General features: G+C 40.6%; 26 protein-coding genes and 3 tRNA genes. 13 read left to right on the forward strand and 16 right to left on the reverse strand.

What is annotated here, in order from left to right; all coding sequences use genetic code 11:
- Window positions 1–155: 155 nt before the first annotated feature.
- The 3 genes from K2Y18_02285 to K2Y18_02295 form a co-directional block, all read right to left on the reverse strand.
- Entirely contained in the window at window positions 156–866 is a 711-nt protein-coding gene (locus tag K2Y18_02285) for a hypothetical protein (protein MBX9804565.1), read from the reverse strand.
- 4 nt (window positions 867–870) lie between these two features.
- The gene (locus tag K2Y18_02290) at window positions 871–1,395 is read right to left on the reverse strand and encodes a hypothetical protein (protein ID MBX9804566.1); all 525 of its coding nucleotides are present in this window, start codon (window positions 1,393–1,395) and stop codon (window positions 871–873) included.
- 119 nt (window positions 1,396–1,514) lie between these two features.
- Complete coding sequence (locus K2Y18_02295) at window positions 1,515–2,162, reverse strand: hypothetical protein (protein MBX9804567.1); 648 nt, start codon at window positions 2,160–2,162, stop codon at window positions 1,515–1,517.
- Between the two features lie 163 nt (window positions 2,163–2,325).
- Here K2Y18_02295 and K2Y18_02300 point away from each other — a divergent pair, with 163 nt between their 5' ends.
- Both K2Y18_02300 and K2Y18_02305 read left to right on the forward strand, forming a co-directional pair.
- Window positions 2,326–2,709, forward strand: a complete 384-nt coding sequence (locus tag K2Y18_02300) for a hypothetical protein (GenBank protein MBX9804568.1) — start codon at window positions 2,326–2,328, stop codon at window positions 2,707–2,709.
- Between the two features lie 52 nt (window positions 2,710–2,761).
- Window positions 2,762–3,253, forward strand: a complete 492-nt coding sequence (locus tag K2Y18_02305; protein MBX9804569.1) for a hypothetical protein — start codon at window positions 2,762–2,764, stop codon at window positions 3,251–3,253.
- Between the two features lie 176 nt (window positions 3,254–3,429).
- Here K2Y18_02305 and K2Y18_02310 read toward each other — a convergent pair whose 3' ends face one another.
- The 4 genes from K2Y18_02310 to K2Y18_02325 form a co-directional block, all read right to left on the reverse strand.
- Window positions 3,430–3,852 (reverse strand): hypothetical protein, encoded by a 423-nt coding sequence (locus K2Y18_02310; protein MBX9804570.1) that lies wholly within the window; start codon window positions 3,850–3,852, stop codon window positions 3,430–3,432.
- Window positions 3,853–4,091: 239 nt separating this feature from the next.
- Entirely contained in the window at window positions 4,092–5,723 is a 1,632-nt protein-coding gene (locus tag K2Y18_02315; GenBank protein MBX9804571.1) for a hypothetical protein, read from the reverse strand.
- Between the two features lie 182 nt (window positions 5,724–5,905).
- Window positions 5,906–6,358, reverse strand: coding sequence for a hypothetical protein (locus K2Y18_02320; GenBank protein ID MBX9804572.1), 453 nt, complete (start codon window positions 6,356–6,358; stop codon window positions 5,906–5,908).
- A gap of 130 nt (window positions 6,359–6,488) precedes the next feature.
- Window positions 6,489–6,869 carry a hypothetical protein gene (locus K2Y18_02325; protein ID MBX9804573.1) on the reverse strand — a complete coding sequence of 127 codons (381 nt, stop codon included), beginning with the start codon at window positions 6,867–6,869 and terminating at the stop codon, window positions 6,489–6,491.
- Between the two features lie 72 nt (window positions 6,870–6,941).
- Between K2Y18_02325 and K2Y18_02330 the strand changes: the two genes are divergently transcribed.
- The 3 genes from K2Y18_02330 to K2Y18_02340 all read left to right on the forward strand — a co-directional run bounded on the left by K2Y18_02330 (window position 6,942) and on the right by K2Y18_02340 (window position 9,148).
- The gene (locus K2Y18_02330; protein MBX9804574.1) at window positions 6,942–7,601 is read left to right on the forward strand and encodes a hypothetical protein; all 660 of its coding nucleotides are present in this window, start codon (window positions 6,942–6,944) and stop codon (window positions 7,599–7,601) included.
- Between the two features lie 111 nt (window positions 7,602–7,712).
- The gene (locus tag K2Y18_02335; protein ID MBX9804575.1) at window positions 7,713–8,552 is read left to right on the forward strand and encodes a hypothetical protein; all 840 of its coding nucleotides are present in this window, start codon (window positions 7,713–7,715) and stop codon (window positions 8,550–8,552) included.
- Between the two features lie 95 nt (window positions 8,553–8,647).
- Window positions 8,648–9,148: a hypothetical protein gene (locus tag K2Y18_02340; GenBank protein MBX9804576.1), complete on the forward strand. Its 501-nt coding sequence runs from the start codon at window positions 8,648–8,650 to the stop codon at window positions 9,146–9,148.
- A 466-nt stretch (window positions 9,149–9,614) separates the two neighbouring features.
- Here the strand turns inward: K2Y18_02340 and K2Y18_02345 are convergent, their stop codons facing one another.
- Entirely contained in the window at window positions 9,615–10,847 is a 1,233-nt protein-coding gene (locus tag K2Y18_02345; protein ID MBX9804577.1) for a sel1 repeat family protein, read from the reverse strand.
- Window positions 10,848–11,921: 1,074 nt separating this feature from the next.
- On the opposite strand from K2Y18_02345, the gene K2Y18_02350 reads away from it, so the two are divergent.
- The 3 genes from K2Y18_02350 (at window position 11,922) to K2Y18_02360 (ending at window position 13,972) form a co-directional block, all read left to right on the forward strand.
- On the forward strand, window positions 11,922–12,635 hold the full coding sequence (locus K2Y18_02350; GenBank protein MBX9804578.1) for a LuxR C-terminal-related transcriptional regulator: 714 nt from the start codon (window positions 11,922–11,924) through the stop codon (window positions 12,633–12,635).
- Window positions 12,636–12,832: 197 nt separating this feature from the next.
- Window positions 12,833–13,408: a peptide deformylase gene (locus K2Y18_02355; protein ID MBX9804579.1), complete on the forward strand. Its 576-nt coding sequence runs from the start codon at window positions 12,833–12,835 to the stop codon at window positions 13,406–13,408.
- 108 nt (window positions 13,409–13,516) lie between these two features.
- Window positions 13,517–13,972 carry a VOC family protein gene (locus K2Y18_02360; GenBank protein ID MBX9804580.1) on the forward strand — a complete coding sequence of 152 codons (456 nt, stop codon included), beginning with the start codon at window positions 13,517–13,519 and terminating at the stop codon, window positions 13,970–13,972.
- Here K2Y18_02360 and lipB read toward each other — a convergent pair.
- The 3 genes from lipB to K2Y18_02375 form a co-directional block, all read right to left on the reverse strand.
- Entirely contained in the window at window positions 13,965–14,600 is a 636-nt protein-coding gene (lipB, locus tag K2Y18_02365; GenBank protein ID MBX9804581.1) for a lipoyl(octanoyl) transferase LipB, read from the reverse strand. The genes K2Y18_02360 and lipB overlap by 8 nt on opposite strands.
- A 4-nt stretch (window positions 14,601–14,604) precedes the next feature.
- Window positions 14,605–15,774 (reverse strand): branched-chain amino acid transport system II carrier protein, encoded by a 1,170-nt coding sequence (locus tag K2Y18_02370; GenBank protein MBX9804582.1) that lies wholly within the window; start codon window positions 15,772–15,774, stop codon window positions 14,605–14,607.
- Between the two features lie 356 nt (window positions 15,775–16,130).
- Window positions 16,131–17,393 (reverse strand): MFS transporter, encoded by a 1,263-nt coding sequence (locus K2Y18_02375; GenBank protein MBX9804583.1) that lies wholly within the window; start codon window positions 17,391–17,393, stop codon window positions 16,131–16,133.
- Between the two features lie 337 nt (window positions 17,394–17,730).
- Between K2Y18_02375 and K2Y18_02380 the strand changes: the two genes are divergently transcribed.
- From K2Y18_02380 to uvrB, 3 genes are all read left to right on the forward strand, one after another.
- Window positions 17,731–17,818, forward strand: a tRNA-Ser gene (locus K2Y18_02380).
- A 746-nt stretch (window positions 17,819–18,564) separates the two neighbouring features.
- Window positions 18,565–19,536 (forward strand): hypothetical protein, encoded by a 972-nt coding sequence (locus K2Y18_02385; GenBank protein MBX9804584.1) that lies wholly within the window; start codon window positions 18,565–18,567, stop codon window positions 19,534–19,536.
- A 143-nt stretch (window positions 19,537–19,679) separates the two neighbouring features.
- A complete protein-coding gene (uvrB, locus tag K2Y18_02390; GenBank protein ID MBX9804585.1) occupies window positions 19,680–21,671 on the forward strand; it encodes an excinuclease ABC subunit UvrB in 1,992 nt (663 codons plus the stop codon).
- 371 nt (window positions 21,672–22,042) lie between these two features.
- Here the strand turns inward: uvrB and K2Y18_02395 are convergent, their stop codons facing one another.
- The 3 genes from K2Y18_02395 to K2Y18_02405 form a co-directional block, all read right to left on the reverse strand.
- Entirely contained in the window at window positions 22,043–23,386 is a 1,344-nt protein-coding gene (locus tag K2Y18_02395) for a porin (GenBank protein ID MBX9804586.1), read from the reverse strand.
- A 160-nt stretch (window positions 23,387–23,546) separates the two neighbouring features.
- Window positions 23,547–23,897 carry a hypothetical protein gene (locus K2Y18_02400; GenBank protein MBX9804587.1) on the reverse strand — a complete coding sequence of 117 codons (351 nt, stop codon included), beginning with the start codon at window positions 23,895–23,897 and terminating at the stop codon, window positions 23,547–23,549.
- A 76-nt stretch (window positions 23,898–23,973) separates the two neighbouring features.
- Window positions 23,974–24,060 (reverse strand) — tRNA-Leu (locus K2Y18_02405).
- Between the two features lie 90 nt (window positions 24,061–24,150).
- Between K2Y18_02405 and K2Y18_02410 the strand changes: the two genes are divergently transcribed.
- Window positions 24,151–24,240, forward strand: a tRNA-Ser gene (locus K2Y18_02410).
- Window positions 24,241–24,462: 222 nt separating this feature from the next.
- Window positions 24,463–24,915 (forward strand): hypothetical protein, encoded by a 453-nt coding sequence (locus K2Y18_02415; protein ID MBX9804588.1) that lies wholly within the window; start codon window positions 24,463–24,465, stop codon window positions 24,913–24,915.
- A gap of 50 nt (window positions 24,916–24,965) precedes the next feature.
- Here K2Y18_02415 and K2Y18_02420 read toward each other — a convergent pair whose 3' ends face one another.
- Both K2Y18_02420 and K2Y18_02425 read right to left on the reverse strand, forming a co-directional pair.
- Complete coding sequence (locus tag K2Y18_02420) at window positions 24,966–25,097, reverse strand: hypothetical protein (GenBank protein ID MBX9804589.1); 132 nt, start codon at window positions 25,095–25,097, stop codon at window positions 24,966–24,968.
- A 31-nt stretch (window positions 25,098–25,128) separates the two neighbouring features.
- Window positions 25,129–25,548, reverse strand: coding sequence for a hypothetical protein (locus K2Y18_02425; GenBank protein MBX9804590.1), 420 nt, complete (start codon window positions 25,546–25,548; stop codon window positions 25,129–25,131).
- Between the last annotated feature and the right edge of the window lie 248 nt (window positions 25,549–25,796).

The following is a 25,796-nucleotide window of genomic DNA, read 5'->3' on the forward strand; positions in this document are numbered from 1 at the left end:
GGCAATGAATATATAGACCCAACGCTGGAACATAGCAGTTGTCATTGAATGATCATAATTATTATGAATATGTATTTATTAGATTGTCTGACCTAAAATTTACGGTAGGTAAATTCATATGATCAATTAGTAGCTTTCTTTGTTAACTCTTGTGCTTAATAATCTCTTGGTGTTTTGTCTGTAATACTTGTAAAACGAGCATCTATCTTTATTTGTGGATTCACAGTAATAAATTTCTCACCAGCATCCGTGATGCCTTTATTCCTAGTTACATCTAAGAATCTAAGGGAAGGCATTTGCACAAGCTGTTCTAATCCCACATTACTCACCTTTGTAACAGCTATAGACAATGATTCAAGGCCCTCTATGCCTGTTATATAAGGGATGCAACCATCGCCAATCCTGTTCCCATCTAAATTAACCTTTCTCAATTTCTTGAATCGTGAAATACCTTCAAGATCGGCGTCAGATAAACCACAACCAGATAAAGAAAGAATTTCTACATCAGGGTTAATAGTTTCTGGAGAAATTGTTAGAGAGGATTTCGGTAAAGGGACGAATCCCTCACTTGTTCTATGCCCTACATAAATACCTGTTAAATATATTTGCGTATAATCACTATCCAAGAGTTGTTCTAGCTCATGGGCTTGGAAGGGGGTATCTCTTTTAAAAACCTTAGTTTGCCTTGAAACTTTCGATGGAGATGATCTTAAGGGGGATTGATGAGGGAAATTATTATGAATAGATGATAGCTTGTTTGGACTTCTTAACGTTGTTATCGGCGATTCGTCTTCAGCAGCATTTATGCATAAGACAGTGCAGACTGTTAAGATAAGAAAGAAACAATATATTCTTATTAAGCTCATTTTTCTAATCCTTTCTAGCTTTCTCGATAGATATCTGTACTGTATCAGCATCTATTTCTGTGGGTTGCTTTTGCGGAGAAGATGAATTGTGAGGTTTTTTTATTTCTTCTCTATTATAATAATCGCGGCGAAAATAAAGAGATCTTATTGGGTCAAAGAACCACTCATCTGTGACATTAGATTTATGCTGCTTTACATGCTTAATAGGTGAGCAAGAGTCTTGTTTATCTTGATCGAACAAAAGAACCGGGGAGAAAGTTTCTTTTGGTTCTTGTTTGTTAAAACTACCATTTGGCACGTAGCCTTTGTTCCACGCTGCGGTTAGAGCAATATCGGGATTAGGATTTACTGCTGATGAATAAAACCGCCGATGCATTCGAGTGCCATGAAATGACCGGATAAAGAGTTTCGATGAGCCTATGAAAACTTGTTCTAAACGGTCCACAGCAAATGCTTTTGGAGTTACAACACTTGCCGTTGCGATTCCTATGAGTCCAAAACAAAATTGAATTTTAAGTTGTTTAATCACGCCATTTCTCCCCTAGAATCAGATGTTACTATTTAGTATGCTTATCTTGAAATCAAAGACCTAGAAAAGCTCCCCTCCCCCAACCAAATTCCATAGTTACTCGGTTAAAAATCCTATTCTTAATAAATATATCCTTTAACAGAAGGGTCTACTAAATAAGGCGTCCTTTGAAGAAACGAATAACATGTATCTAAAACAATTCTTGGATTATTTTTGTATATCGTCATATCCACCTTATTTTGGTAAGGAGACCTTTTCCTCAGAAATTTTACACATATAGTAAGGTTCTTGTTTGAAGAAAGAAGGCCTTCTAAAATCTGCGACATTTCTTCGCAAGAATGTATATAAGATATATCTAACACTCGTAAAGAAGAGATTCGGCTAAGTTGGGTTAAGAGAGCCGTATCCATAATGTCTGCTCCGTTAATGTCTAATACCTCAAGATACGGAGTTTTTTCAGGTAAATCTGGCAATAGCTCTTCAAAATCAAATTTCATTCCTAAAAATCGCAGATCTGGCATTGGTTTTAGAAACAAGGCCAATGGGTTCTCAAGACCTGTAGCGTATGTCAAATTGAGGCCTACTATCCTCTGTTCAGGATCGCTTATAATTTCTTTAAGTTTACTGTCTCGTGCTCCAGAAGTGCAGCAAAGGTGATACTTAACTTTATGATCCAGTGCCTCCATATTGGCTGCAAAGCCATTAGAATATATAGAGAACACTATAACAAAAAATATGAATACCGTCCTCATTGTGCGAGACATCATTCTTATCTCCTTAAAGCAATAATCTATGAGCATAGAAGTACTTTACGCCTTTTTCTTGTGAAAGCACTTAAAAAACCTCTTTACTTAAGTTTTAATCGTCGTTTTTACAATAATTTGTTACAGTCAGGGAAACTCGTGTAGAGAGGAGTTAAGGAGAAAGTCAATGAAAATTTCAATATACCTTATTTGTGCTACAGTTGTTTTATCTCCTTTATGCCATTCAATGGAAGATTCTGAGACAGAGGGAACGGCTGATGGTGTTCTTCTCACACACCCTAGAGAAATTAAAAGAGAAAGAGAGCACCTTCCAAACAGCCTCATTACTCATAACAAACAAGTCATTAGCAAAGACATTGCAACATATTCCAATTTGTTGAAAGGTGTAGAAAATGATAATGGAGCGGCAGGTTTAATGTTAAAATATCATTATAAAATATATATAGAAGGGCTTCAAAGTCTTCTTGCTCAATCTGAAACAATCACCGATATCGAGAGTAGGCTGCGTAAATTCAGCTCAGAGAACGGCCTTTTCGCAAGATATTATTGATTTGACGAATAAATTTAAGAAATATAATAAACCTATTAGGGAAAAGCATTTCATGAAATATAAATTATTTTTCGGGTTAATTGTTTCCCTTCAACCTACGTGTATTTCTGCCATGGATAGTTGTTGTGATCATAAATATCTCGAATCAACTGCTAAAAAATATGCGATATGTTCAGAAAATTCTCAAGAAATTAACCCTAAAGGCATCGTTAAGGATTTGCATTTTTTATCTCCGGAAGCTGTAAGAAGCGCAAGTTTTTCAAAATATATGCAGGAGAACTCGTTTGAGGTTATAGCAAGGTACGCATACACCCAACATCAGCAAGCTATCGTAATGATATTTACGCAAGCATTTCAATTTGTAAAAGCCGACGTTTTATTGAACGCACAATTATGCATGTTATTGGATAAAGTTCTTATAAACCTAAGGCCATCTATCAATATTGATCTATCCGCACATCCAGCCCTAAAAAGTTTTGCAGACAGTCCTTCATTTAAATGTCAAAAGATGTTATTGCCATCTTTAGATTGTGGGCCGTGGTAGATGAGCCTATCATACAATAGCTAAATAACTTACCTCACTGCTTATCAGCTGCCTCTTTTAGCTTAAAGAATTAAAGCAATAGATACTCTGGACCATTGGGGGGGAATATACGCTCATGATATAGCAAGGCCTCAACGAATAACTTATTGTCGTCAACATTGCAGTTTGAGAGAGCTTCAAATCATATACTTAGATTGTCGTTCCAAGTTGGCTGCTATTCTTGTAATAACCTCTTCAATCTTCGCCGAATCTTTATCTTGTATATATCTAAGGGCTTGAGCATCCATTTTAAGAAGAAAATCCATTTCTTCTGAAAGACCGCCCATAGCTGCCCCAATCAGATACACCGCAGATTCTCGGAATTTTTCTAATTTAAATAATCTCTGATGTTCTTCTTCTAAAGCATAAGGATCATTTTCCCGAAAATCATCAAAGTTAACAACTGCTGGGCAAGGTGCTGTTTCAGCTTCATTGAAAAGCATAACTGTACCATCCCTTTCTTTGGTAATGACTGTTAGCCCCTCCTCACTCATTTTGTCACAAGCATTTATTTGTATTATTGTTAGAAAACTTAAGACTGTATAGATTTTGAACATCATTTTCTCCGAGCCTTTTTATATTTTCATCGGCTGCTGAGCAGCTCTCATTCTATCAAATCTGTGTTAAATATATTGCCTTTTTTTCCAACCCTTAACTCCGGTATTCTTTATAAGCGATTAGTTGTTTTGTCAAGGAGATCACAGGAATACAATCTTAATGCATAACAAGTAAAGGCGCAATTCGGAATTCTTAGAAAATATAATACGACGTATTGGCGCTAATATACGAACTTTGCAAGCTACCTCACTTCCCTCAGAAGCTCGGCTAATGGCTGACGCGTTCCACCCTCAAGGGGGTTTAAATCCAATTTTTGTTTCCTGTATTCAGCAACAAACCGGGAATACTTTTCTTTCTTCAAACCAGAAAATAAGAGCCTGCTAGTCTCAAGGCCATAAGCTATTAACACGGAAAGACTTTTCCTAGGATTAGTTTTGAATTTCGCTCGAGCGCGATAAATACTCTTCACATTAATCAAAGGGAGCAATCTGGCAAGAATTACGAGTTGGTATTCACTTTGATAATTTGCTAATCCTTGGATAAATCCCTGAAAGACTATATTTCTTGCTTCATGAATTTCTCTTAAGAGTTCATGGGATACATCTAACAAAACAAGATGCCCATGAACATAGTAATACCGTGTTGCATAAGCTTTAAGAGGTAGATAGGTATCTAAATATACCTGGAGTGTCTTAACAATTTGTGATGTATCTCTATGATGAATGCTGCTTAATATATTGAACATTTCATTTGGAGTTATCGACGCAGATACTTGATTCAATGGTAAGTATGTTTCTATATAGCCGAAGAGATAAGACCCAGTACAAGCACCAGAGCTTTGAAGAGTCTCTAAGAAGGCGACAATATCTGGCTTATCAAACACTAGTCTGAAAAAATAGGCAATAGCTTCGGGTTGTGTGGCTATAAAGTAATTACCGTAAAGGCTATCCCTAAATTTCCCATAAAATATCTTTAGGGCAATTAAGCGTTCTTCTAAACTCATCATTCCATAATTATCTTGAGGCTGCGCATGTACCTTTTCCCAAACTTTAATAAAATTCCGATGCTTACAAAAATAACGAGTAGTGAGAAAGGGATCTATTATCTGCAAATGCCTTACTTTCATAAATGTATCGATAAGAAATCCATAATCGGGGATATCGAGCTTTCTCGTTGTGATACCTCTTTCTTTCATTAATTCCTTAGTTTTACTTGGCATTTTGCGCTCAGTCGAACTCATCACGAGGCGTTTCACATTAACAAAAATATGGGAGAGAAGTATGCTAGGAACATCGGATGATTCCCATCTTTCCTCCACAAACCCCATCTTTTCCAGGTCTCCGACGTACAGCTGATACAAATGCAATTCTTCTATTTGAGTAGCATCAGGGAATGGGTTTCTACCGGCCTTTACTTCCCGCCAAGTTGCTGTGCGACAGAAATTAAATGGAAAAGATTTTACAACTCCATAACCAAAATCATGTAAAAACCAGCATGTTTCTCTCAAGTTAACGATATTCCCTGATTCTCTAGCGATTATTTTTATCAAGTCCTTCGGTAGATCTAAAAATAAACTTCTATTTGGGACGGGATCTTCTGGATTCAACTTTTCAGGAAATGCAGTCTTCTGATAATGGTCCAAGCTCATCTCCACAACTTGTGGAAGTTGAGTTGATGAGGTAGCCCCAGATTTAGAATCATTCGAAGAAATCTCAATAGGTACTGAACCATGGTGGATAACTTTGACAGGAGCAGGACAATAGCTGACAATCGTTCGGGCTTGTGTTTCATGAACATTTTCACTCGCATATGTGTCTAATGTGGTCAATCCTATGAAAATTAAACAAACAACTAAATTCCCACGACTGATCATATTTTATCCATTCTTATATACCATTAAGAATAATGCTGCATTTGAGTTTTACAAATAGTGCAAACTTTTCTGTTATTTTTATATGTAATTTATTTTATAACACAAATTTAAGATTATTAGTCGTTTGATAGCATGTAAATGGTGTAATCATTTTTTGCATTTTTCTTGAGGGGCTATAGAACCTAATGGCGAGTTTCTTCAAAATTCATCTCATTTTTGTAAATCATGCCCTTTATTTCAAAAGCCATCAAATCATTGACATTTATGGTATCTCCGAAAAGACACGTTGAATTGTAGGAATTGATAACAAACATCCCCAGTGGTGTTACTTGAGGTCTTTGTTTTTGGGCAGGTGAGCTATGAGTACGGTCGTTATATGGAAAGAAGACCCCAATCCTCTTCCAAAAGGGTTGAGGATCATTCTCTTCACGGTACAGGACTATATCGACAGTTGGATCAGGATGAGGACCAACATATATCAGACGCTTAGGAGTATAAGGTTGCTCTGGATATTTACAAGCTGGTGGAGAAAGTGTATCCGTGGGGTTTTCTTCCTTTTCAACAGTAAATGCACTCACAGACAGCGCTAACCAAACAATCCAAGTTTTTAAGAGTTTACGTTCAGTTTTATACATAGTTCGCCCCCAATATTTGAATTTTTTTCAATAAAACAACATAATTTTAGGGGTGTTTAGAGGGTTAAAATGACCCATTATCAAAACACGAACTATCTCCTGCAAAAGGTAAATAAGTGAAATAGAACCCTTAATTGTAAAAATTCCCCGCTGGAGAGTGCATTAAAACAAACCACAATAACTCAGCTTCAGCATCCATAGTTGGATCTCCTTTGGCTTGATTATCTAATTTCATTAGGTCAGCCAACTGATCTATATATTTTTGTATTGTCGACTTAGGGACCTTGTCCTTTTGTTCTTCAAGCCAATCTAGGTGAGCTTTTGTTTCCAAGATAAAATTTTTGATAACGGTGCTGTTATCTTTAATTATCTCACTTTCCTTGCGGGCACTTTGCTCTGCAGCTTGGGATGCACTTATAGCTAAAGATATGATAATAATCAAATATTTTAAAAGAATCTTTTCTCTTCCTTTAAGGTTTTTTGCTATGATTATATACCAAAATATAGGCAAAGTATTCTACTTATTTCCTCTTCAAAATGTGTTAAACTCCCTTAATAGCATACCCTGCTTAGGAGCCTCACTATGAAGATTCTTTCAAACCTTTTCTGTTTAAATTTTGTTTTGTTACTCTCTTGTCATTCTGCAGATGACAAGCCTGATACTCTTGAACAATCATTAAGTAGCCGCTCAAGTCTTAAGGGGCTTAAATCAATAGACTCTATTGCTTCCCCTGAAGAACCAGCGGAAACAGAAAAAAGAAGAAAAGTGGATACAAAGATTGATTGGGATGACAATGAAATTACCCGAGAAAAGATAGAAGCCCGTCTAGAATATAAGGCACTTATTCTAACAAGTGAACTTCCGAAGGTTCGAGAAGGTCTCACAAAAATCATCCCCGATCTAACAACAATAATTCGAGACTTAGCGAAAAGTGATTTCACACGCGCAACAGACTTAAGCGCTACTGCCACTGGTGTAATGGCAGTGATTTGTTCGACGAACACAATTCTTCGTAATTTAGAGAAAAGAAATTATGCAAACGAGAATTCAATGGTACATGTTGGTTTAGCTATTGCTGCCTCCGGCGCTTTGAAGAACCAGTTTGATCAGCTCATTGCAGCTTTGGGGGTGTTTGAGGAAGTTAATGGAATCAACCTTAACTTCCTAAAAGCAGCAAGCGCATCAATCCATGGTATTACAAAAGATATTGCAAACCCCTTACTTTCTGAAGGGGATGAGTAAATGGTCGTCTCTTTTAACATCATCCTATCCCTCAAAAACAAAGATGACTCAACTGTTTAATATAGAGTACAGCTCAAAGATTGCATGTGAGGAACTTACAGGGAGGAAAAAATGAAAATTTCAAAATGGCTATATGTTTTTTGCTTTTTAAGCCTAATTTTAACACACTGTCCTTTTTCATACTCAAGTGAATTTGGCCCAGTGGATAGGCAAATAAAACCAAATCTTTTGCTAGGCAATACCCAAGCTACCCCTTGCCCTACAAATGTCCCTTATATACCAAAGCTTATTTCACAAGGAATTTTGAGATGGTATAACTCAGACTCCGAACGAGATGAAGTTGAAATTGAATTTGATTTATCTAATGTTTCAGCCGTATATGCAACTTTGGAAAAGTTAAAAGAAACCCCTTATAGTTTAGGGTTGGTAGAGCAAACGTTTAGTCAAAATGATCTCCAAGAGCTTATCCCGTTTGCATCTACCTTATTTCGGTTGAACCTCATTGAAACCATGCTAGACAACGACCTATTGAGTAATTTGACATTATTTCCTCATATTCAGCAACTTGATATTTCAGACAACCGATTTGATGATGAGGGGTTGGAACATATTTCTTCTCTATCTCAGCTGCTTAGTTTACGAATGGTTTATAATAAAATCACATGTAAGGGTATCAAACACTTAGGTAGCTTAAAAAAGTTACGGTTTTTAGATTTAGGCTGTACATATCTAAAAAACGAAGGGATAGAGATTTTATCCTCTGTGTGCAACCAACTAACAACCTTAGATGTGAGAGCCTGCAATTTCGATGATACTGCTTTAAGATTTTTTCATAATATGCCTAATCTTCAGTATTTGAACGTGTCGAGTAATATAGGTTTAACAACAACAGGCATTCAAAATTTCCTTTCTGAAAAGCGAAATGATCTCGTTGTGAAATTCGATCCATAGCGACCATTTTGTGCCGCTTCAAATGTGAAATTACCTGTTCCTGACGCCTTTTGACAAAAAAGAGGAGCAGTGAGCATATTAAAAGGAGAGACAAGATGAAAAATAAAATATTATCTTTTTTATTCATAATTCTAGCCCTAGCAAGGATTGAAGCAGCCGAAATAGTCAACTCTAATAAGGATGGTATACAGCCCCTATCGTCTGGGTTGCCTAAATCAGGAAATTCATTAAGTAATCAACAAGAGTGGGACAACGGACTGAACGTTCCTTGCACTTGTCCATTCGAACTTCAAGAAAGGAGTGAAGATTTTTTTGGTAACCGCCAATTTGAAGCTTCTGCACGGTCCACTATTGCTGCTGCTATTCATGGAAATTATGATTATATAGCTTTTCTATATGATATAGATCCCGAGTCTCACAAATACTTAATTTCTCGAACACCTCAATCACCTGAAGCCTTGACATATTATGGTAAAATTCTTCTCCCCAAAGTTATTAAACACGGAGAACTTGAATTTATAAAACTACAAAGACATCAAAATATGCCAATTATCTTATATTATGGCCAGACGACACAGGGGAAAATGTTAACCTAATTGAAATTTTTTCTCAAAGGTTCAACAAAGTGTTTGTTTATGTTGATAGATTTTTGTTTAAGGCCCATCTTTTATTGAATATTCTAGGAAACACCTATTTCACTAGCTAAACATTTACCTTGAATACTAAAGAGAAGTACAATCAAGGAACCTAAAATTATTTTTGTGTTCATGATATTACTCCAACAATTCTGCGGTCGAGATTTTCAGGGGGTATTCCCGACCCTGTGTCCTTAAAAATCAATAGACCGTTATTATTAGTTGTTTCATCGAGTTCAAAGGAGATAAAAATTTCTCCCTTTCCTGCATATGAATCTCTTCGTTGAGTTTTCTGAGCTCAGCTCCCCATAGATGAATAATGGCCTCAAATATTCCGTATGACTGAGACTCTCACAAACAGGACAGAGAGGGATTACAATTGGCTTGTCAAGGAGTGGCCCATCTAACGTCTTCCATTATGCTTTTTTCAAATATTCTTCTTTGTTCTTTTTGTTCGAGCTTTGCTTCCTTTTTCTTGCTCCTTCGTATCCAAAGATACGGGAGCAGAATTTCTAGAATAAATACGTGCCAATATGTCTTTAGATTCTTGATCGCCAAGTTCTGCTGCTTTTCTCAAATAAGCGACATATCCATTTAGGTTCCCTTCTTTTTTATAGAGAGCTGAAAGAACGATACATGACGCTATAACGCCTTTATCTGCAGCCATTTTAAGGTATTTTTTGGCAAGCTCAAACTCTTCTTTCTGATAATAAATGATACCAAGTGTATCTTGAACATCCGTATCGCCCCCTTCAGCTAAGAGAGAGTAATATTTTATAGCAAAATCCACTCGGCCTTCTTTGTAGAAGATATCTGCAATTCTTCTTCGAGCGAGACTAATTCCAGCATCTGCAGCCTCTTTGTATAACAATTTGTATTTATTTTTGTCGGCTTTTTCTAATTCATGGATACAGGCAAGACGAAATTTTGCTTCTGGATCATTATTTTTGACTCCTCGTAAAAGCCATGGTTTAGCTTCTTCAAATTTCTTTTGAGAAAAAAGAAGTACACATAGATTATGAATAGCTTCGCCATTGTCCGCTTTCGCGGCACGCTCGAAGTATTTTTCAGCTTCCTCTTTATTACCCTCACTTAGAAAAAGAGCGCCCATATTATTATACGAGCTGAAATGACCCAAATCTGCTGACTTTTGATAGAGTCGTTTTGCTTCTACATTGTTTCCTTCTGCAGTAGCGATAATGGCCAGATTATGAGGGGCAAGTTTAGAACCTACTATGTCTGCTCTTTCATAATAAGGTTTAGCTTTTTGTGGATTCTTACAATTCTCAAGCTCAATACTCCCAAGAGCACACAAAGCACTTTGTGTAATTTCGTCTTCATCCCCACCATAAAGTGTCTTGCCTAAAATATCTTCAAAATATCCTTTTGCTTGTTCAACCTTACCTACTCTCAAAAACCAATGACCCAAGCGTAACATTGCTTCTACACTACCGTGATTTGCAGCTTCTGCGAGACGCTCTATTTCTGCAGTGTCTATGGGCTGATTTTCTCTTACTTCTTTTAAGTCACTTACATTAAGAACTTGTTCAATCTGATATTCTGGTGCATGCCCAGCTCCCTCATTGAAGGGTTTATCCATTGCCTCTGATGTTGCATGTATAACGAAACAGGAAAGGATAGAAATGATATATCTCTGCATTTATAGTTAACTCCTTTGAATAATTTGAATTGATTGACGAAATATACAATTCTATTGTCATAGTGTCAATTGTTGTGAAATTTTATTTATCATAACAGTAAGTTTTTAATGGATATTATTAACTATAGGATTCGTAAGGAGCTTAAAAATATAACAAAATCAGTCTGTCTCTCCAAAAACATCTATATCGCGGGCCGAAAAGGATCTCCTCCGGTTGGAAACGCCTATTTTGGTGAAGTAATTTATACAGACCCAGAAAGCACAGAATACTACCCAATTAACCTTTACTGTAAAAAGGTATATTTAACCGATAAAAAAAATTTTAGACACAGACATCGGCTTAGAAATACCCTTCTACAATAATTCCAAATTTGCCCATGAAAATGAAGTCCTCTCCCTTGATGAAATTTTACTTGTTAGTCGCTCATATTATGGAGATGAAGGGCTACTGTCCCTATTCGGCAAAAAACCTAAATCGTTTTATAACATGGGTATTTGAATCCTAGGGAGGAATCTAGTTGGAAATGATCCCACATATTGAAGCTTGACTCAAAAAATATACTTTGTTGTTCAAACCGTCCCACTCGATAAAATTCTTTCATATAATAATCAACCAAATGACACGTAGGATTTGATTCCGCTGTAATCCAAAAATGTTGATCATTAGCAAAGCATCGATGAAAACAAATGAGTTGTAGTTCAGCATGACTTCGCAGAGGTTTTTGCAAATCATTAAGAAGGTAATCGTATGAAAAGAAAAGAAGTTTCGATAATTATATTATGATCTCATTATATGTTTAACTTTAATATTACATAGCGATTATCTGCCGCAATCAGAACATATCAATATGACGAAACCAAATCAACATTATTCATTTGATTTCCAAAATTCTATATTTAATATTTGTATGTATTAATGACAACCCCGTGTTTTTACGGGATTGTCATAAGAACAGAATTAAATTTAAAATACCTTGAATTTATAAATATTTGGATGCCCTTACCATCAGCGACGAATTTGTGCTATGATCTGGTTGCTTTATTCTATTTAAACGATACATTCGAGAAGATATTATGGATATTAGTCGTTTTCCCTATTTTTCATACCAAGATCTACTTGATCCTCTTCTAAAGCCTATTAATTCAAGTGCAAATATAAAATTTGTAGGCTTTAAAAGGGGTTATCCGAATAGGGAACAATTTATCATTACTGGTAAACAATATTATCTAATTAACTTTTATTCCAAAGAGTTATATCGCTATGGTTATTTTGAAAATGACACAAGAGATTATGAGTCAGGATTTCATTTGTGGGATCATCTTCCCTATGATCGTTCGCGTTATGTCTATCAATATATCCGAAACAACTATAATTTTGCCCACGGTTTGACGATCACTCAGCAACACGAAGCTTACTGTGACTTCTTCATTTTTACAACTGACTCTAGCAATGGAGAAATCAATAACTTTTATATCAACAAAAAAAACCTATTTGAAGATTTCATAAAGAACTTCTATCAAAATTTTCATCAAGTCTTTGATCAACTTGATCACCATAAATTCATTTTACCTAGCGACAGTAGAATAAATAAAAATATTATTGATCCTCTAACACCCCGACAACGCGAGTGTGGAATATTAATGATAGAAGGTCGCACAACGAAAGAGATTGCCAAAACCCTAAACATTTCTCACCGTACGGTAGAAGAGTATATAAATATACTTAAATCAAAATTTGATGCAAAAACGCGCGCCCAACTTTCCTATGATTTGCGTCAATACCTTTAATAAATTCTTCACAAACTATATTAAGTCTAAAAAGTCTTCTGGTATCAAGCTACGAATGACAGAGCGTTATTGTTATTTCTAGCCGTTGTTAACAAAGCCGGAAGGCCTATGATTTTTGGGCGCGATATCGATACTGCTGCTGAGCCTACTCATTATCCTCCTTCATCTCATCCCCTTAGATATGCTAGAGGTACTTCATGAATATCGTCACGATCTATAATGACCCAGAATGCGCCTTGGGAACAAAGGCGGCGCCCATCGAAATGACTAAAGAAGGCTTAGGCATTGCCAAAATAATTGTGGAAGATTTGAGGAAAACTCTTTTGCCTTTGATACCCGCAGCAGGGCTTGCAGCCCCGCAGATGGGGATAAAACGCCGTGTGATCATTTTTTCATGGGATCGGACTTTTGATCATTTAAGAGCGGCTATAAATCCGTCATATGAACCCCTGGATCAAGAAACTGTTTTCGGTTGGGAAGCATGTTTTTCGTCAGCCCCAAAAGAAGGCCCCTGTCGTGCAACTCATTTGCCTCGTTTTCAAAAAATTCTCGCAACCTACTATGATTTGGACGGAAACAAACTTCAGTTTGTTATGGAAGGGTTTGCGGCAAAAGTCTTCCAACATGAATGCGATCATCTCGATGGCATGGTCAATGTACATGTCGAAACCGCAGAGATTAAGGAATTTCCATCTTACGAAGCGTTTACTGACTTTATGATAACTGTGAAACAAAATGACAGTGTCTCTTATCTTGAGCCTTTTAGATATTAAGCTGATAACCTAGGCCAAGGAAAAGTATACGTGGCGTAACTCTCTTGATCTCAAATAAACACCATGGTTATATGAGCTACTTTGATTTTTAAAAAAAGGAGCCGTTTAATGAGCACCGACAATTTAATGTGGTTTGAAAATGTTGAGGCCCGACCACACCCATGGCCAGGGTTAATTTGGGTAACTTCCGTCATTAATCTCCCCGACGTTAAAAAAGCTCGAGACCTTTATATCAAGGCCTTTAATTTTGTTTCGATTTTTGATTTTCCGGATCCCCAAGATGCTTCCAATTTTGTCATGACCCGCCTGCGATATCGCGGGGCAAACTTTGTCATCAACAAAGTGGGCTCTGACTATGAAGGACAAGCACCTGCCACCAGCAATACTCCTTCACCCTTCTTATTTTACGTTTATTTTGATGATGTCGATGCCATTTACAAACAAGCAGTTGAAGCCGGCATGACCTCTGTGATGAAACCGGATGATACTTTCTGGGGGGACCGCAGGGCGCGCCTCACATGCCCCTTTGGCTATGTTTGGGATATCGCCCAACGAGTCAAATAGGGGATCTTCCTAAAAACGCATTTTTTGCCCACTCTTGCCGCAAAGCCTTATCCAATTCAGCCATCGTGACGGGAAGGCCAAGGTCTTCACAAGACGTCACTCCATAGTCGGCAAGGCCGCACGGGACGATGCCTTTGAAGTGGGAAAGATCCGGATTTACATTGATGGCGATGCCATGAAAGCTGACCCATCGGCGCAACCGCACGCCGAGCGCCGCGATTTTCTGGTCTTGCCCCTGGTGGTCGACCCATATCCCGATGCGCCCACAACGGCGCTCTGCGGTGATATCAAAGACCTGAAGGGTGTCGATAATCCATTGCTCCAAGGCCTTCACAAACGCACGTACATCACGATTCCGATTCGTTAAGTCGATCATGACATAGGCAACTCGTTGGCCAGGTCCATGATAGGTATATTGGCCCCCGCGGCCGGTTGTGTAGACAGGTAAGGTGTTGGCATCAAGAAGATCTGCCTTCTTGGCGCTGGATCCGGCGGTGTAAAGGGGAGGATGCTCGAGCAGCCATACCATCTCTTGAGCTGCGCCTCGAGAGATGGCCGCCACACGTTCCTCCATGAAAGTGACCGCCTCATCATAAGGGACCACCTCCGGAGAAACGCGCCATTCCATTGGACTATCCAAGGACTTTAAGGCCAGCAGTGATCATCAATACACCCCAAAACATCGTACGTGTATAGATGAGGGAGTTCTTATAGCCGGGCACCAATCGATCAATCAGATTCATGAGCGCAAGAGCAATAAGTGCCGGATAGGCAATATCCAAAACCGCTCCCAAGATGGTCACAAGGTTCTTGAACCCAAGCAACGAAACAACGAAAGTGATCGTCATTGTAATGAAGATAGCATGGGAACGCTTCAAGCGATCCTTTGAGACATCTGTTATCAAGAAATCTGCAAAGAGGGTCGATAAAATGACCGCTGTTGCCAAACATCCGACCGCAAGAACGATTGCGGTAACTGGTTTTGCAAAGTAGCCCAAAGCATGACCACCAATCGCAACCAACAATTGTTCCGGATGGGCATCTTGCAAATAAGGGGCATATTTTGCGCCCAATGCGACAAACCCAATGTAAACCAAAGACAGCAACAAGGCCCCAATGAGTGAGGCGCCAATGCTCATTTTAATAAGAGTTTTGGGGCCATCCTGTGGCGTTAAGTGCGTGCGCAAATAATACACAATGGTGCTTGAGAAGAAAAATCCCGCCATCAAATCCATCATTTGATACCCCGTGAAAAGAGCATTTTTAAAGGATTCCGGAGAGGACATTCCCCCTTCAACGGGCTGATCCGCAAAATACAGACCAAACAGAATTAGGATAACGATCCCGCCCAATTTGAAAGGCGTCAAGAACAACCCAATAATGTCGACAATGCGGTTCTTGGACCATATGAGGCCTATGATCGTTAAGCAAAACAAGAGGCTGAACGGGGTGATGGATAAGCTTGGGTAAATCAAGCTAAAGCCGCCATAAGCCACGGTGATACACCGTGGAACAACGCCAAAAGGCCCAATCAGCATGAGGATAATGGCAATCAACAGAAAGGCGGGGATTTTGCCCAACCTCTCAAAATAGGTGCGATAATTCCCATCAAACAAGATGATGCTTATCAGACCCAAGAAAGGGACGAGGACTGCGCTCACCAATAATCCTAAGATAGCCATAGGGTATTGGTGCAAGGCTTCCTTGCCAATTAATAAAGGAAAAACAAGATTGCCGGAGCCAAAGAACATGGAGAACATGGCAAAGCCGGCGGTTAATACAGTTTTACGGTGTGTCATCATACATCTCAATTTATTACATGGGTTCTAATAATTATAGCCCTAATTTAAGCAGTGTTCTTTTCTGCTAGAATCTTTAGGGACAACGGGGGGTGTAATTTGGGGGTATCGTTTATATGGCCTGGGTGGCCACAACATTCACAGACACAAAAAGAGGAGCGGCCACAACTTGAGAGAAGTGGGTTTTAGCGAAATTAATAGGGTATACGCTCTGCTTCATACTTTTTTTATATATAAAAGCAACTCTTTTGTCAATATTTTCAGGGGCCTTTTCGCTTTCCTGCTCTCAGGAAAGCGAAAAGGAGTTGATTCCAACAGCGTTTTTAGTTGGGTTATGGTGATAAAATTGCTTTACACCATCATTTAGTTTCAATCGCCAACTTCTGTGTATTCCTTAAGTTTATGCTCAACGCATAGACGATGAAAGAACCAGAGATTGCGCACACGGGGATGACACTAAGAGCGTATTTATACACCTCCAAGTCATAGTGCCTCAAGGCATCAGCACCCAGTGCTCCGGTCCAAAATAAATCCATGACCCACCCGATTGTGGTATGGAAAAATGAACCACCCAGCATGTTGATGCAGTTGAGAAACGCAATGGTGACGCCTAACTGTTGCGGCATCACAAGGTCGGATCCTGCTGCAAACACAATGACTTGGTAACAACACATAATGCCAACACAAAAAAACAACCCGGCGAGCACCCACCAATTATAGGTTTCTGTCATCAGCAATAAGGCAAAAGCCAACGCCATACCTGTTCCACAAGTAGTAATAACAGGATAGTTCCCAAATCTCCTACTCGCAAAGGCGAGAAGGGGTCCACCAAAGAGCATGCCAAAAAAGACAAAAGATACAAGCTCAGCAGCATTACTTTTATCTAAGTTGTAGGCTGTTATGAGATATTGCACACCCCAAACATCCGCAAACCCTTCCAAGGAACCAACCATGAGCAAGTTTGAAAGAGCCAAAATCCAGATGACTGGAGAAGATAGCAACGCTTTGAGGTTCCTAACTCTAAAGGGCTGTGACACCACTTTAACGTCTTTGCGGGAACGAAATGCCAAGAATGTGCCACAACCAATTAAGATTGAGAAAGCTGCAAGAGTCACCGCAACTGTCTGCCAACTATAGGTTTCAATGAGCAAACTGACGGGCTTACCGCCAAAGATGGCTCCCATCAAGCCAAAGGTAAATGAATACCCGATCATCCGAGCATACTGGTCTTTTGGAAACCATTCTGAAACTACCTTTGAGACACCGAGAAAACCGACCGCAGAGCCGGCTCCTACCAAGAACCTGCTGAAGATGGCGACATAAAAATTGTCTGTATAAGTGAACGCCAATGTGGCCAAACCGCAGGTAACGGCAAAGGCAAAGATGACGTAACGGGGATTAAATCGATCCAGCAATATTCCAACGGGGATTTGCATTCCCGCATAGCCGTAATAGTAAAACGCAGCCAACACCCCAAAGTGACTGGCATCAATGGAGAATTGCTCCATGATGGGTTGCATCATTAATCCAGGCCAAAGCCGAAGGACAAATTGGTAGGCAAAGAACAACAGTGGAAAAAGCCACATAAAATAGGGCTTCAATTTATAATTATAAGTAAGCATTAGTAACCTCTTTGATTCAAGAATTAGTATAAAAATATTTGTAATGTATGGGTGAGAGTAGTATGTATCGGCCTTAGCCGATAATAATCAAAGAGATAATAATGGATGATATAACGATAGAAGCAACCACAGCTCGGGAGAGCTGGTTTCTTTCGAAATAATTATGGTATACGCTATGCTTCATATTTTCTTTATAACGTGAGGTTGAATAATCTGTCAATATTTACATAGGTAGTACCCTGCCGAAATACAAATAAAAATTATATGTATTTCATTAATACCAATAAAAATCTTGTCGAAACCGTGATAGTTGAGTAATCTCACATCAATCCTGTTAGGAGGGGTGGCCGAGTGGTCGAAGGCGCACGATTGGAAATCGTGTATACGGCAACGTATCGAGGGTTCGAATCCCTCTCCCTCCGCCATTTTTAAATTGGGGCTTGCCCCCGATTTAAAAATGGTGAATGAAAGATTCGAACCCTCGATCACTTAAAATTTGGGTTCGGGCCTGAGCGCCAGCGAAGGCAACGCGCGTAAGCGCGATAATCCCTCTCCCTCCGCCATCCGTCTTCGCTATGTCGCCATCGCGCGTAAGCGCGACGGGGGATTAGCTACGACGTGATTTATCACGTGTAGCGTGCGAAGGCAACGTGCGCAAGCACGGTAATCCCTCTCCCTATTTTCGATAGAGACATCTTCATTATGTAAACAATCATGTCATTGCGAGGAGTTACGCCGGAGCCAAAGGCATAGGCGAACGACGTGGCAATCCATGTATTCAAGAGCGTTTGCAGAATAAATGGCTTTCAAATAATCAAATACATGGATTGCCGCGTCACTTAAGCACTCCGCGCTTAAGTGACACGCAATGACTTGATTTATTTGCATTTTACGTATTTTTTGCCTCCCTCGCTCGCTGCTTCGTGTCGACCTCTCCCCTTGCCAAGTGGTGGGCGGAGAGGTCGTGACACGATGAGGCGACTCGCCACGGTGTAGCCGAGAGTCGAGGCGTTGAGCGTGTGAGGGGTGCAAAAAATCAACGCACACCAAGACAAAAACAAATTACTTTTCACTTAATACTTGAAATCTGCTACAAAGTACTTATATTCATTATAACTTTAAAAAACATTGATTAATGTAAATGCAAATAACGTAATAAGGAACTTTAAATATGAAACAACTTTCTTTAGCAACTCTTTTCGTGACAACTTTCTTTGTTGCTGAAACCATGGCGACAGATAAGATTGGACAAAACGATTCTAACAAGGGATCCGTTCAGTTTCGGCCAGATTCCGTTCAACCTGCAGTGAGTCCTCCCACATTTGCACTCGAGGAAAATCGTTTCAACTTTCCTCTGTACGGGGAAGCAATCGTGAGTGCTAAAGAAGGTTTCGCCCTCAAACCCCTTGGATTTAATTTGAATGATCCCGTGAGACCTCATTTGAACGCAATCATCACAGCTTTTAATGAGGCCAATCAAGATTTATTAAAAGAATTCTATCAAGTCATTGCATCCCAAGATGGCAAAATATCTCGATTAGATGAAAAATTTATGCAAACCGTCGTTGCACATTTAAAGAAAGATGCCATGGCTTTGGCTGAAAAGAAAATTATTTCAGGTCAAATGGCTTCCCATTGTAGGAGTATCGTAGAAGCTCTTATGGAAATTTATTTAAAAAAGATGGTGTTTTTTATTAAAGAAGAACAAGAACGTCTTCAAATGACTTTTGCCACCCATGAGAATCGTTTCGATTTTCCACTTTGTGGAGAGGCGATTGGAAATGAAAAGGATGGTTTCGAACTCCATCCCCTTCCTTTTAATTTGAATGATCCCGCAAGAAGGCCTGTCAATGACATTATTAAGGTTTGGAATGAACAGAACAGAGAGATGTTAAAGGACTTCTATTATAAAATAAGCCAGCAAAAAGGGGGCTTTACCCTTGATGATGAACAGATCATGCTCAGCATGGTTTCAGTTTTAGAAGGCGTGGCCCGAGCCAAGAATAAAGCAGGCGTATTATCTGATGACATGTATTACCGTGCGGCGGAGAAACTAGACAGTCTCTTTGAGGTATACTTCATGAAACTGAGATATATGATCCAAAGAGAACCTGAAAAAAAGGCAATTGATAATCCAGTATAGTCAGGTTATTGGGCTTTAAGGCCCTCGTAAAAACCGACCACAAGTCCTCAGTTGGGCTGTTTAATCTCTCCTCTCGTGGAAGAGATCAAACAGCCCTTTCTTTTTTCCTATCCATTCGCGGCCCCTTTCTGTAAATTAACCCCATGACTGATATCCCATTCAAAATTGAGTGCCCCTTTGTTCCCGCAGGCGATCAACCGAAAGCGATTGAGGCCATTGTTTCCAACATACAAGAGGGCGCAAAGGATCAGGTGCTTTTGGGCGTAACGGGCTCCGGCAAGACGTTCACGATGGCGCACGCGATACAATCTGTGCAGCGCCCCGCGCTTATTCTGGCACCCAATAAAATTCTGGCCGCGCAATTGTATGGGGAGATGAAATCCTTCTTTCCCAACAATGCAGTCGAGTACTTCGTTTCCTATTATGATTATTACCAGCCCGAGGCATATGTCGCCCGCACAGACACCTTTATCGAAAAAGAGTCCTCCATCAATGAACAGATCGATCGCATGCGTCACTCGGCAACACGATCCTTGTTGGAACGTCCGGATGTCATTATCGTGGCTTCTGTTTCATGTATATATGGCATTGGAGGCGTCGAGACTTACAGCGAGATGATCCTGCCCTTGAATGTGGGTCAATTCATTGAACGGGGCGACTTTATTCGACGTCTGGTGGCCCTCCATTACAAACGCAACGACCTCTCCTTTGTGCGCGGAACCTTTCGTGTGCGCGGCGATGTGGTGGAACTTTTTCCCGCCCACTATGAGGATCGCGCGTGGCGCATCAGTTTCTTTGGGGATGAGGTTGAGTCCATTCAAGAAATGGATTCTTTGACTGGCGAACGGTATGAAATACTTGAGACCATTCGCATCTTTGCCAACAGTCACTACGTCACGCCCGGGCCAACCATGCAGCAAGCTATCAAACAAATTCAAGCGGACTTAGTTGTGCGCCTCGAGGAATTTCGTCAAGCGAACAAGCTCTTGGAAGCGCAACGCCTGGAACAACGGGTGAAATTTGATGTGGAAATGATGGCCGCGACCGGCTCGTGCGCTGGCATCGAGAACTACTCCCGCTATTTGACAGGGCGCGCCCCCGGCGAGCCGCCACCGACGTTGTTTGAATATCTTCCCAAAAATGCCCTTTTGATTGTGGACGAAAGTCACGTCACCATCCCTCAGCTCAATGGCATGTATAAGGGGGACCGCTCCCGTAAAGAGACATTGAGTGAGTACGGATTTCGCTTGCCTTCTTGCAAAGATAATCGCCCCTTAAAGTTTGAGGAGTGGGAGAGTTTACGTCCCCAAACCGTATTCGTCTCGGCCACGCCCGGCCCCTGGGAACTCCAACAAACCCACGGCGAATTTATTGAACAGATCATCCGCCCCACGGGGTTGATCGATCCGATTTGTGTGATTCGACCTTGTGATCATCAAGTGGATGATCTCATTGCAGAATGTCGGGATACGGTCGAGAAAGGCATGCGTGTTTTGGTGACGACCCTGACGAAGAAAATGGCCGAAGCCTTAACGGAATATTTGGCGGAAGCCGGCTTTAAAGTTCGCTACATGCATTCCGATGTAGAGACACTAGACCGTATTGAAATCATTCGCAATTTGCGCCTTGGGGTGTGCGATATTTTGATTGGGATCAACCTCCTTCGAGAAGGCCTCGATATCCCGGAGTGTGGTCTTGTGGCCATTCTGGATGCGGATAAAGAGGGGTATTTACGCTCCAAAACCTCCCTCATTCAAACGATTGGACGGGCAGCGCGTAACGTGGATGGCCGGGTGATTCTTTATGCGGATAAAATGACGCGCTCCATGGAAGAAGCTTTGGGTGAAACGAACCGTCGTCGCGAACGTCAGCAGGCTTATAACATTACCCATGGCATTACGCCGGAGACGATCAAACGCGGCATTACGGATATTCTGGGAAGCGTTTATGAAGCGGATCACTTGACAGTGCCCGTGTCAGATACCCCTCACCTGGTTGGAAAATCTTTGAAGACCCATATGGCCGATTTAGAGCGTCGCATGCACGATGCCGCCGCGAACCTTGAATTTGAAGAAGCCGCCCGTTTGCGTGATGAGATCCGCCGCCTGGAGTCACAAGAATTGGGGCTTGGGTAGAGTCGATAGATTGATTGCAATAAAGTCGTCATTGCGAGGAGCGAATGCGAGTCAGAGAGGTCAATACCAGCTTATTTCCGTTGAGGGTGAGTGGTTTCCCACCGAGAGGTAGTCTTTGATGCAGCAAGCCCCTCACCCCCCAATTCGCTAAGCTCATTGGGGACCTCTCCCACAAGGGGAGAGGTGATAATGCACGTATTACAACACAAAATGTTCTTTTTATCTGAGAAACAGGGCTGTACTTACCTCTCCCCTTGTGGGAGAGGCCGACGCGAAGCGTCGGGTGAGGGGTATTTCAAATAGGCATGAGCAATAAAAAAGAGGCAGGACTGAATCCTGCCTCTTTCGAGATTACGTTTCTAAACCAGAGTTTAGAAGGAAATCTTTGTACCCACGATAGCAAGAGTACCGGAGTTGTTTGCAATTGGTTTTACCCATGGCCTGCTAGAAATTGCAATAGCTTGTCTATCTCTGTCAACGGCTTCATCATTTGTTCTACTGCGGATATAATCAACTTCCGTGTAGAATTTCAAACCTTGCAACGGCGTTACATCCACGGTTGCGGAGTAGAAATCGCTCTGGGCTTTTTTCAGATTCCCCGTATTCCGCGTTGTCCGTTGGTAGGATGCAGCAAATTGGTAAGCGCCCATGGTATAACCTGCACCCAAATTGAAGGCTCTTCCGGCATCGCCATTATGCATCGACCCAAGATTGACGGAACCTGCAGCATTTGGAGTGCCATTTACTGTAAAGTTCTGAACTTGGGGGAGGTGAGACCTTCCATTGTCTAGATAACCCCCTCCAAAGCGGAAGTCACCATAACCGAGAATTGCTCCAAGCTGATAAGCTTTTGTATTTTTCATCGGGACGCGTCCTGAGCCCGGCACGCCATTAACAGTAACGCCTGCGTTGTTAAAGAAGTAAGACTTTGCCGTAATGCCAGCACCACTCAAGGTGATGTTCCATTTGCCCATTTCTTTTTTATAGGTAAGACCAATGGCAACGTTTCTCAAGTCAAAAGGCTGCGCACCTACTGTAGAAGTCCCACGAAATTCATACAATCCTCTGTTTCCAGGAACAGACGGAGTGCGGGTTGGTGTTAACGTATCTAACTTGCCGTCCCCTTGATGTGCTGTTGTTGGGGTGAAGGAAACACCAAGCTGGAACCCTTTAAAATCAGGGGAGTAGTAAACGAATTTTGTTGAGCTTCCCGTATCTCCAATGTTGTCGTTCCCGCGCATGACGCCAGCAGACATGTTGTAGACATTGTTATAGGCACCGTCAAAACCACCTGTACCGCCGATAATTTTACCAGCATCATAAATCATCGTGTCTTCTGGACCGACAACGTTACCAATTTGAAGTGTTCCAGCCCCTGACTTGAACTGAACGTAGCTTTGGTCAATGACGGACTCTGTATTTTTAATGGTCTCTAACGTGATTCGATACATGTACTCGATGCCAGAAGCAGATTTGCCCATCACGGTGAAGAACAAGTTAGACGCATCCACACCGATGTGTGCACCAGCGGGTGTTCTGCCGCCTTCACGACGTTGTTGGTTCACAAAATAGGTGTTCACAGCTGTGAATCCATCAATTTTGAGAGAGGGAGCGACCGCCCCTGTTGACATCGTTTCACCATAAGAAGCTGTGCCTACCAAAGCATATAATGCCAATGCACCCACTGCAGATTTTCCGACCAATTTTCTAACCATTTGTTATTCCTCCATTATTTAAGGGATTTGCGCAAAATCAACCTAAAAGTTTATATTCTACCTCCTATAAAAACCCGAAAATGGCGCTCCGATCAACCTCAAATATTTACAAATGGTAAATGACCAGGGGGTTGTGTCTTTGTGAACACACTTTGAAAAACTAGCGGGTAGTATATGCTTTCAGGAGAATATCGCGTAAAATCAACGCCGGATCTTGAGACGTTTTCTTCACACTTATTTCGGCGCGTAACGTTTGAAGAAATGCCCTTTTAAAAGGAGAAGGGCCAGCCCCCATGGATTTTCGCAAAATCTGCCCCAAAACACCGCGCAACAAATAGACCGCATTTGCTTTAGCATCCGCGCTATCAATCGCGCCTAAGAGCGACCCGGGAGGCGCGTTGGGCGCGCGCGCAGCCGATATCACCTCGTGATTATGCTTTTCAACCCACTTTTGAATTTCTTGGGCCTCAAGATTGGGAGTTTGCGCGAAATCAAAGCTGCTTTGTGTCATTCCGAAATTATCCAGTGAAACGGCGGTGAAAATAACGATTCTCATATATTATAATGAAGAATCATCAAAAATAAAATGGTGCCTGCAGCCGGACTCGAACCGGCACGCCTTTTGGGCGACAGATTTTAAGTCTGTTGTGTCTACCAAATTCCACCATGCAGGCCCCAGGGCAACTTTAATCATTTCCCGCTCACCTTTCAACAAAAACTATACAACGAGACAGATATATTGTGTTAGTTTATGCCTCGAGCGAGGAGGAGTGCCAGAGTGGTCGATCGGGGCGGTCTCGAAAACCGTTGTGCGCGCGAGCGTACCGTGGGTTCGAATCCCACCTCCTCCGCCATTTTATCTATGCAGCCCCCCAAGGGGGCTTCATAGATAAAAATAGAGAAAAGTGAAATCGAACCCACGGTAAACCAAAATTTGGGTTCGGGCCGACCAACGGGAGGCAACGCGCGTAAGCGCGGTAATCGCACCTCCTCCGCACCCCCAATTTTTCATAAAAACTTTTTATTAAACATTATCTGAGAAAATGAGTGAATGACCTAATAAATTGGAGATAATTATGAATAAGTCCCAAACCGTTATTATTATAGCCAGTGTTTTCTTAGCTTTCACATATGTCTCTTTTGCTGCTGATAAACCTCATATTATACTTGAGCCACACCCAAATACTGCAGTCAAAAGTTATATGAATTCACAAAAAGTGAACATGACTAACACCATTGTAGAGTATATAAAGGCGGTTAAACAGCTACCAGAATCTTGCCATGCACGGCAATTCCTTGAAAAAGCAAACCAGATTGATAAAATCCCAGGAAACAACCAAGACATAGCCTTGGTTCTAATACAATCCTTATCCTTGGACATAGATCAGTTGATAGATTCGCTTGGTCCTAATGATCCAAATCCAGTATTAAAAATGAAGGGTATAATGCTTGCAGCTACTGCATATGATAATCTTCTGGAAGGTCTTAAGGCCAGAGAGAAAATATTAGATAAGTTTAGCGGTTTCTAAAATTCATTATTATTTTTAAAATACGCTCTTTAAGTTTATGTGTTTCGATATTATTTCTGTAGAACTTTGGGGCAAGGAAAAGCCTCTCTGATTGCATTATCAACCCCTGTTATAGCATTTTCATGGAGTTTTTCAGGGTGATTATCTGACCACTTTAGAAATATCTTTCGTAGTTGGTCCACTGTTACTCCTTCTGGCGTACAATCAGGGAGTTTATTGTTGGCTATAACTTCGATATTCAAATTCTCTGGTAACTAGTGAGCCCATTAAAAACCCTATACACTTACTTCCCCGGAAACCTTTTCCAAAAGGTTCTACTGGATTATCAGATGAGTATTTGCAAATCTCTGTGAGTTTCTGATTTGAAAGTGATTCTTTTGAAACAAAAACATAGGATGAAAATCCTGATTGCCGATTTGATTGAGGACATGGGAATGCCTCTATGAGTGATGAGGTAAATCCATAGAAGGAAGTTTCATGAAGATCTTTAGGATGATTTTCGATCCATTGTAAGAATACCTTACGTATCTGTTCTAGTGTTGTTTTCTGAGGAATACAAAATATGGGTGTTTCCACAATGCCCTGAACAAACGTCACAGATTCCAATATCGCAATTAAAAACCCATTTGTCATAGAATGTTCCCGCAGCGCCTCAACCTTCTGTTCTAGAAAATTTCTTAAAGCCTTGATTTGTCAATAGAGGGGATGGTGCTTCCGTTCCTTCAATTATAAATGTCATAGAAATAAACACACATACCTTTACGAAATATCTACAAATCATGTTCAAACCCCACAAAACTATTATATTTCTATTATTTTACAATCAATTGACTAAATAAGGGTTAAAACAGCCAATATTGCTCATAGATTTAAAGAAATCT

The organism is Alphaproteobacteria bacterium (genome assembly GCA_019746225.1).
Taxonomy (GTDB): Bacteria; Pseudomonadota; Alphaproteobacteria; order Paracaedibacterales; family VGCI01; genus VGCI01.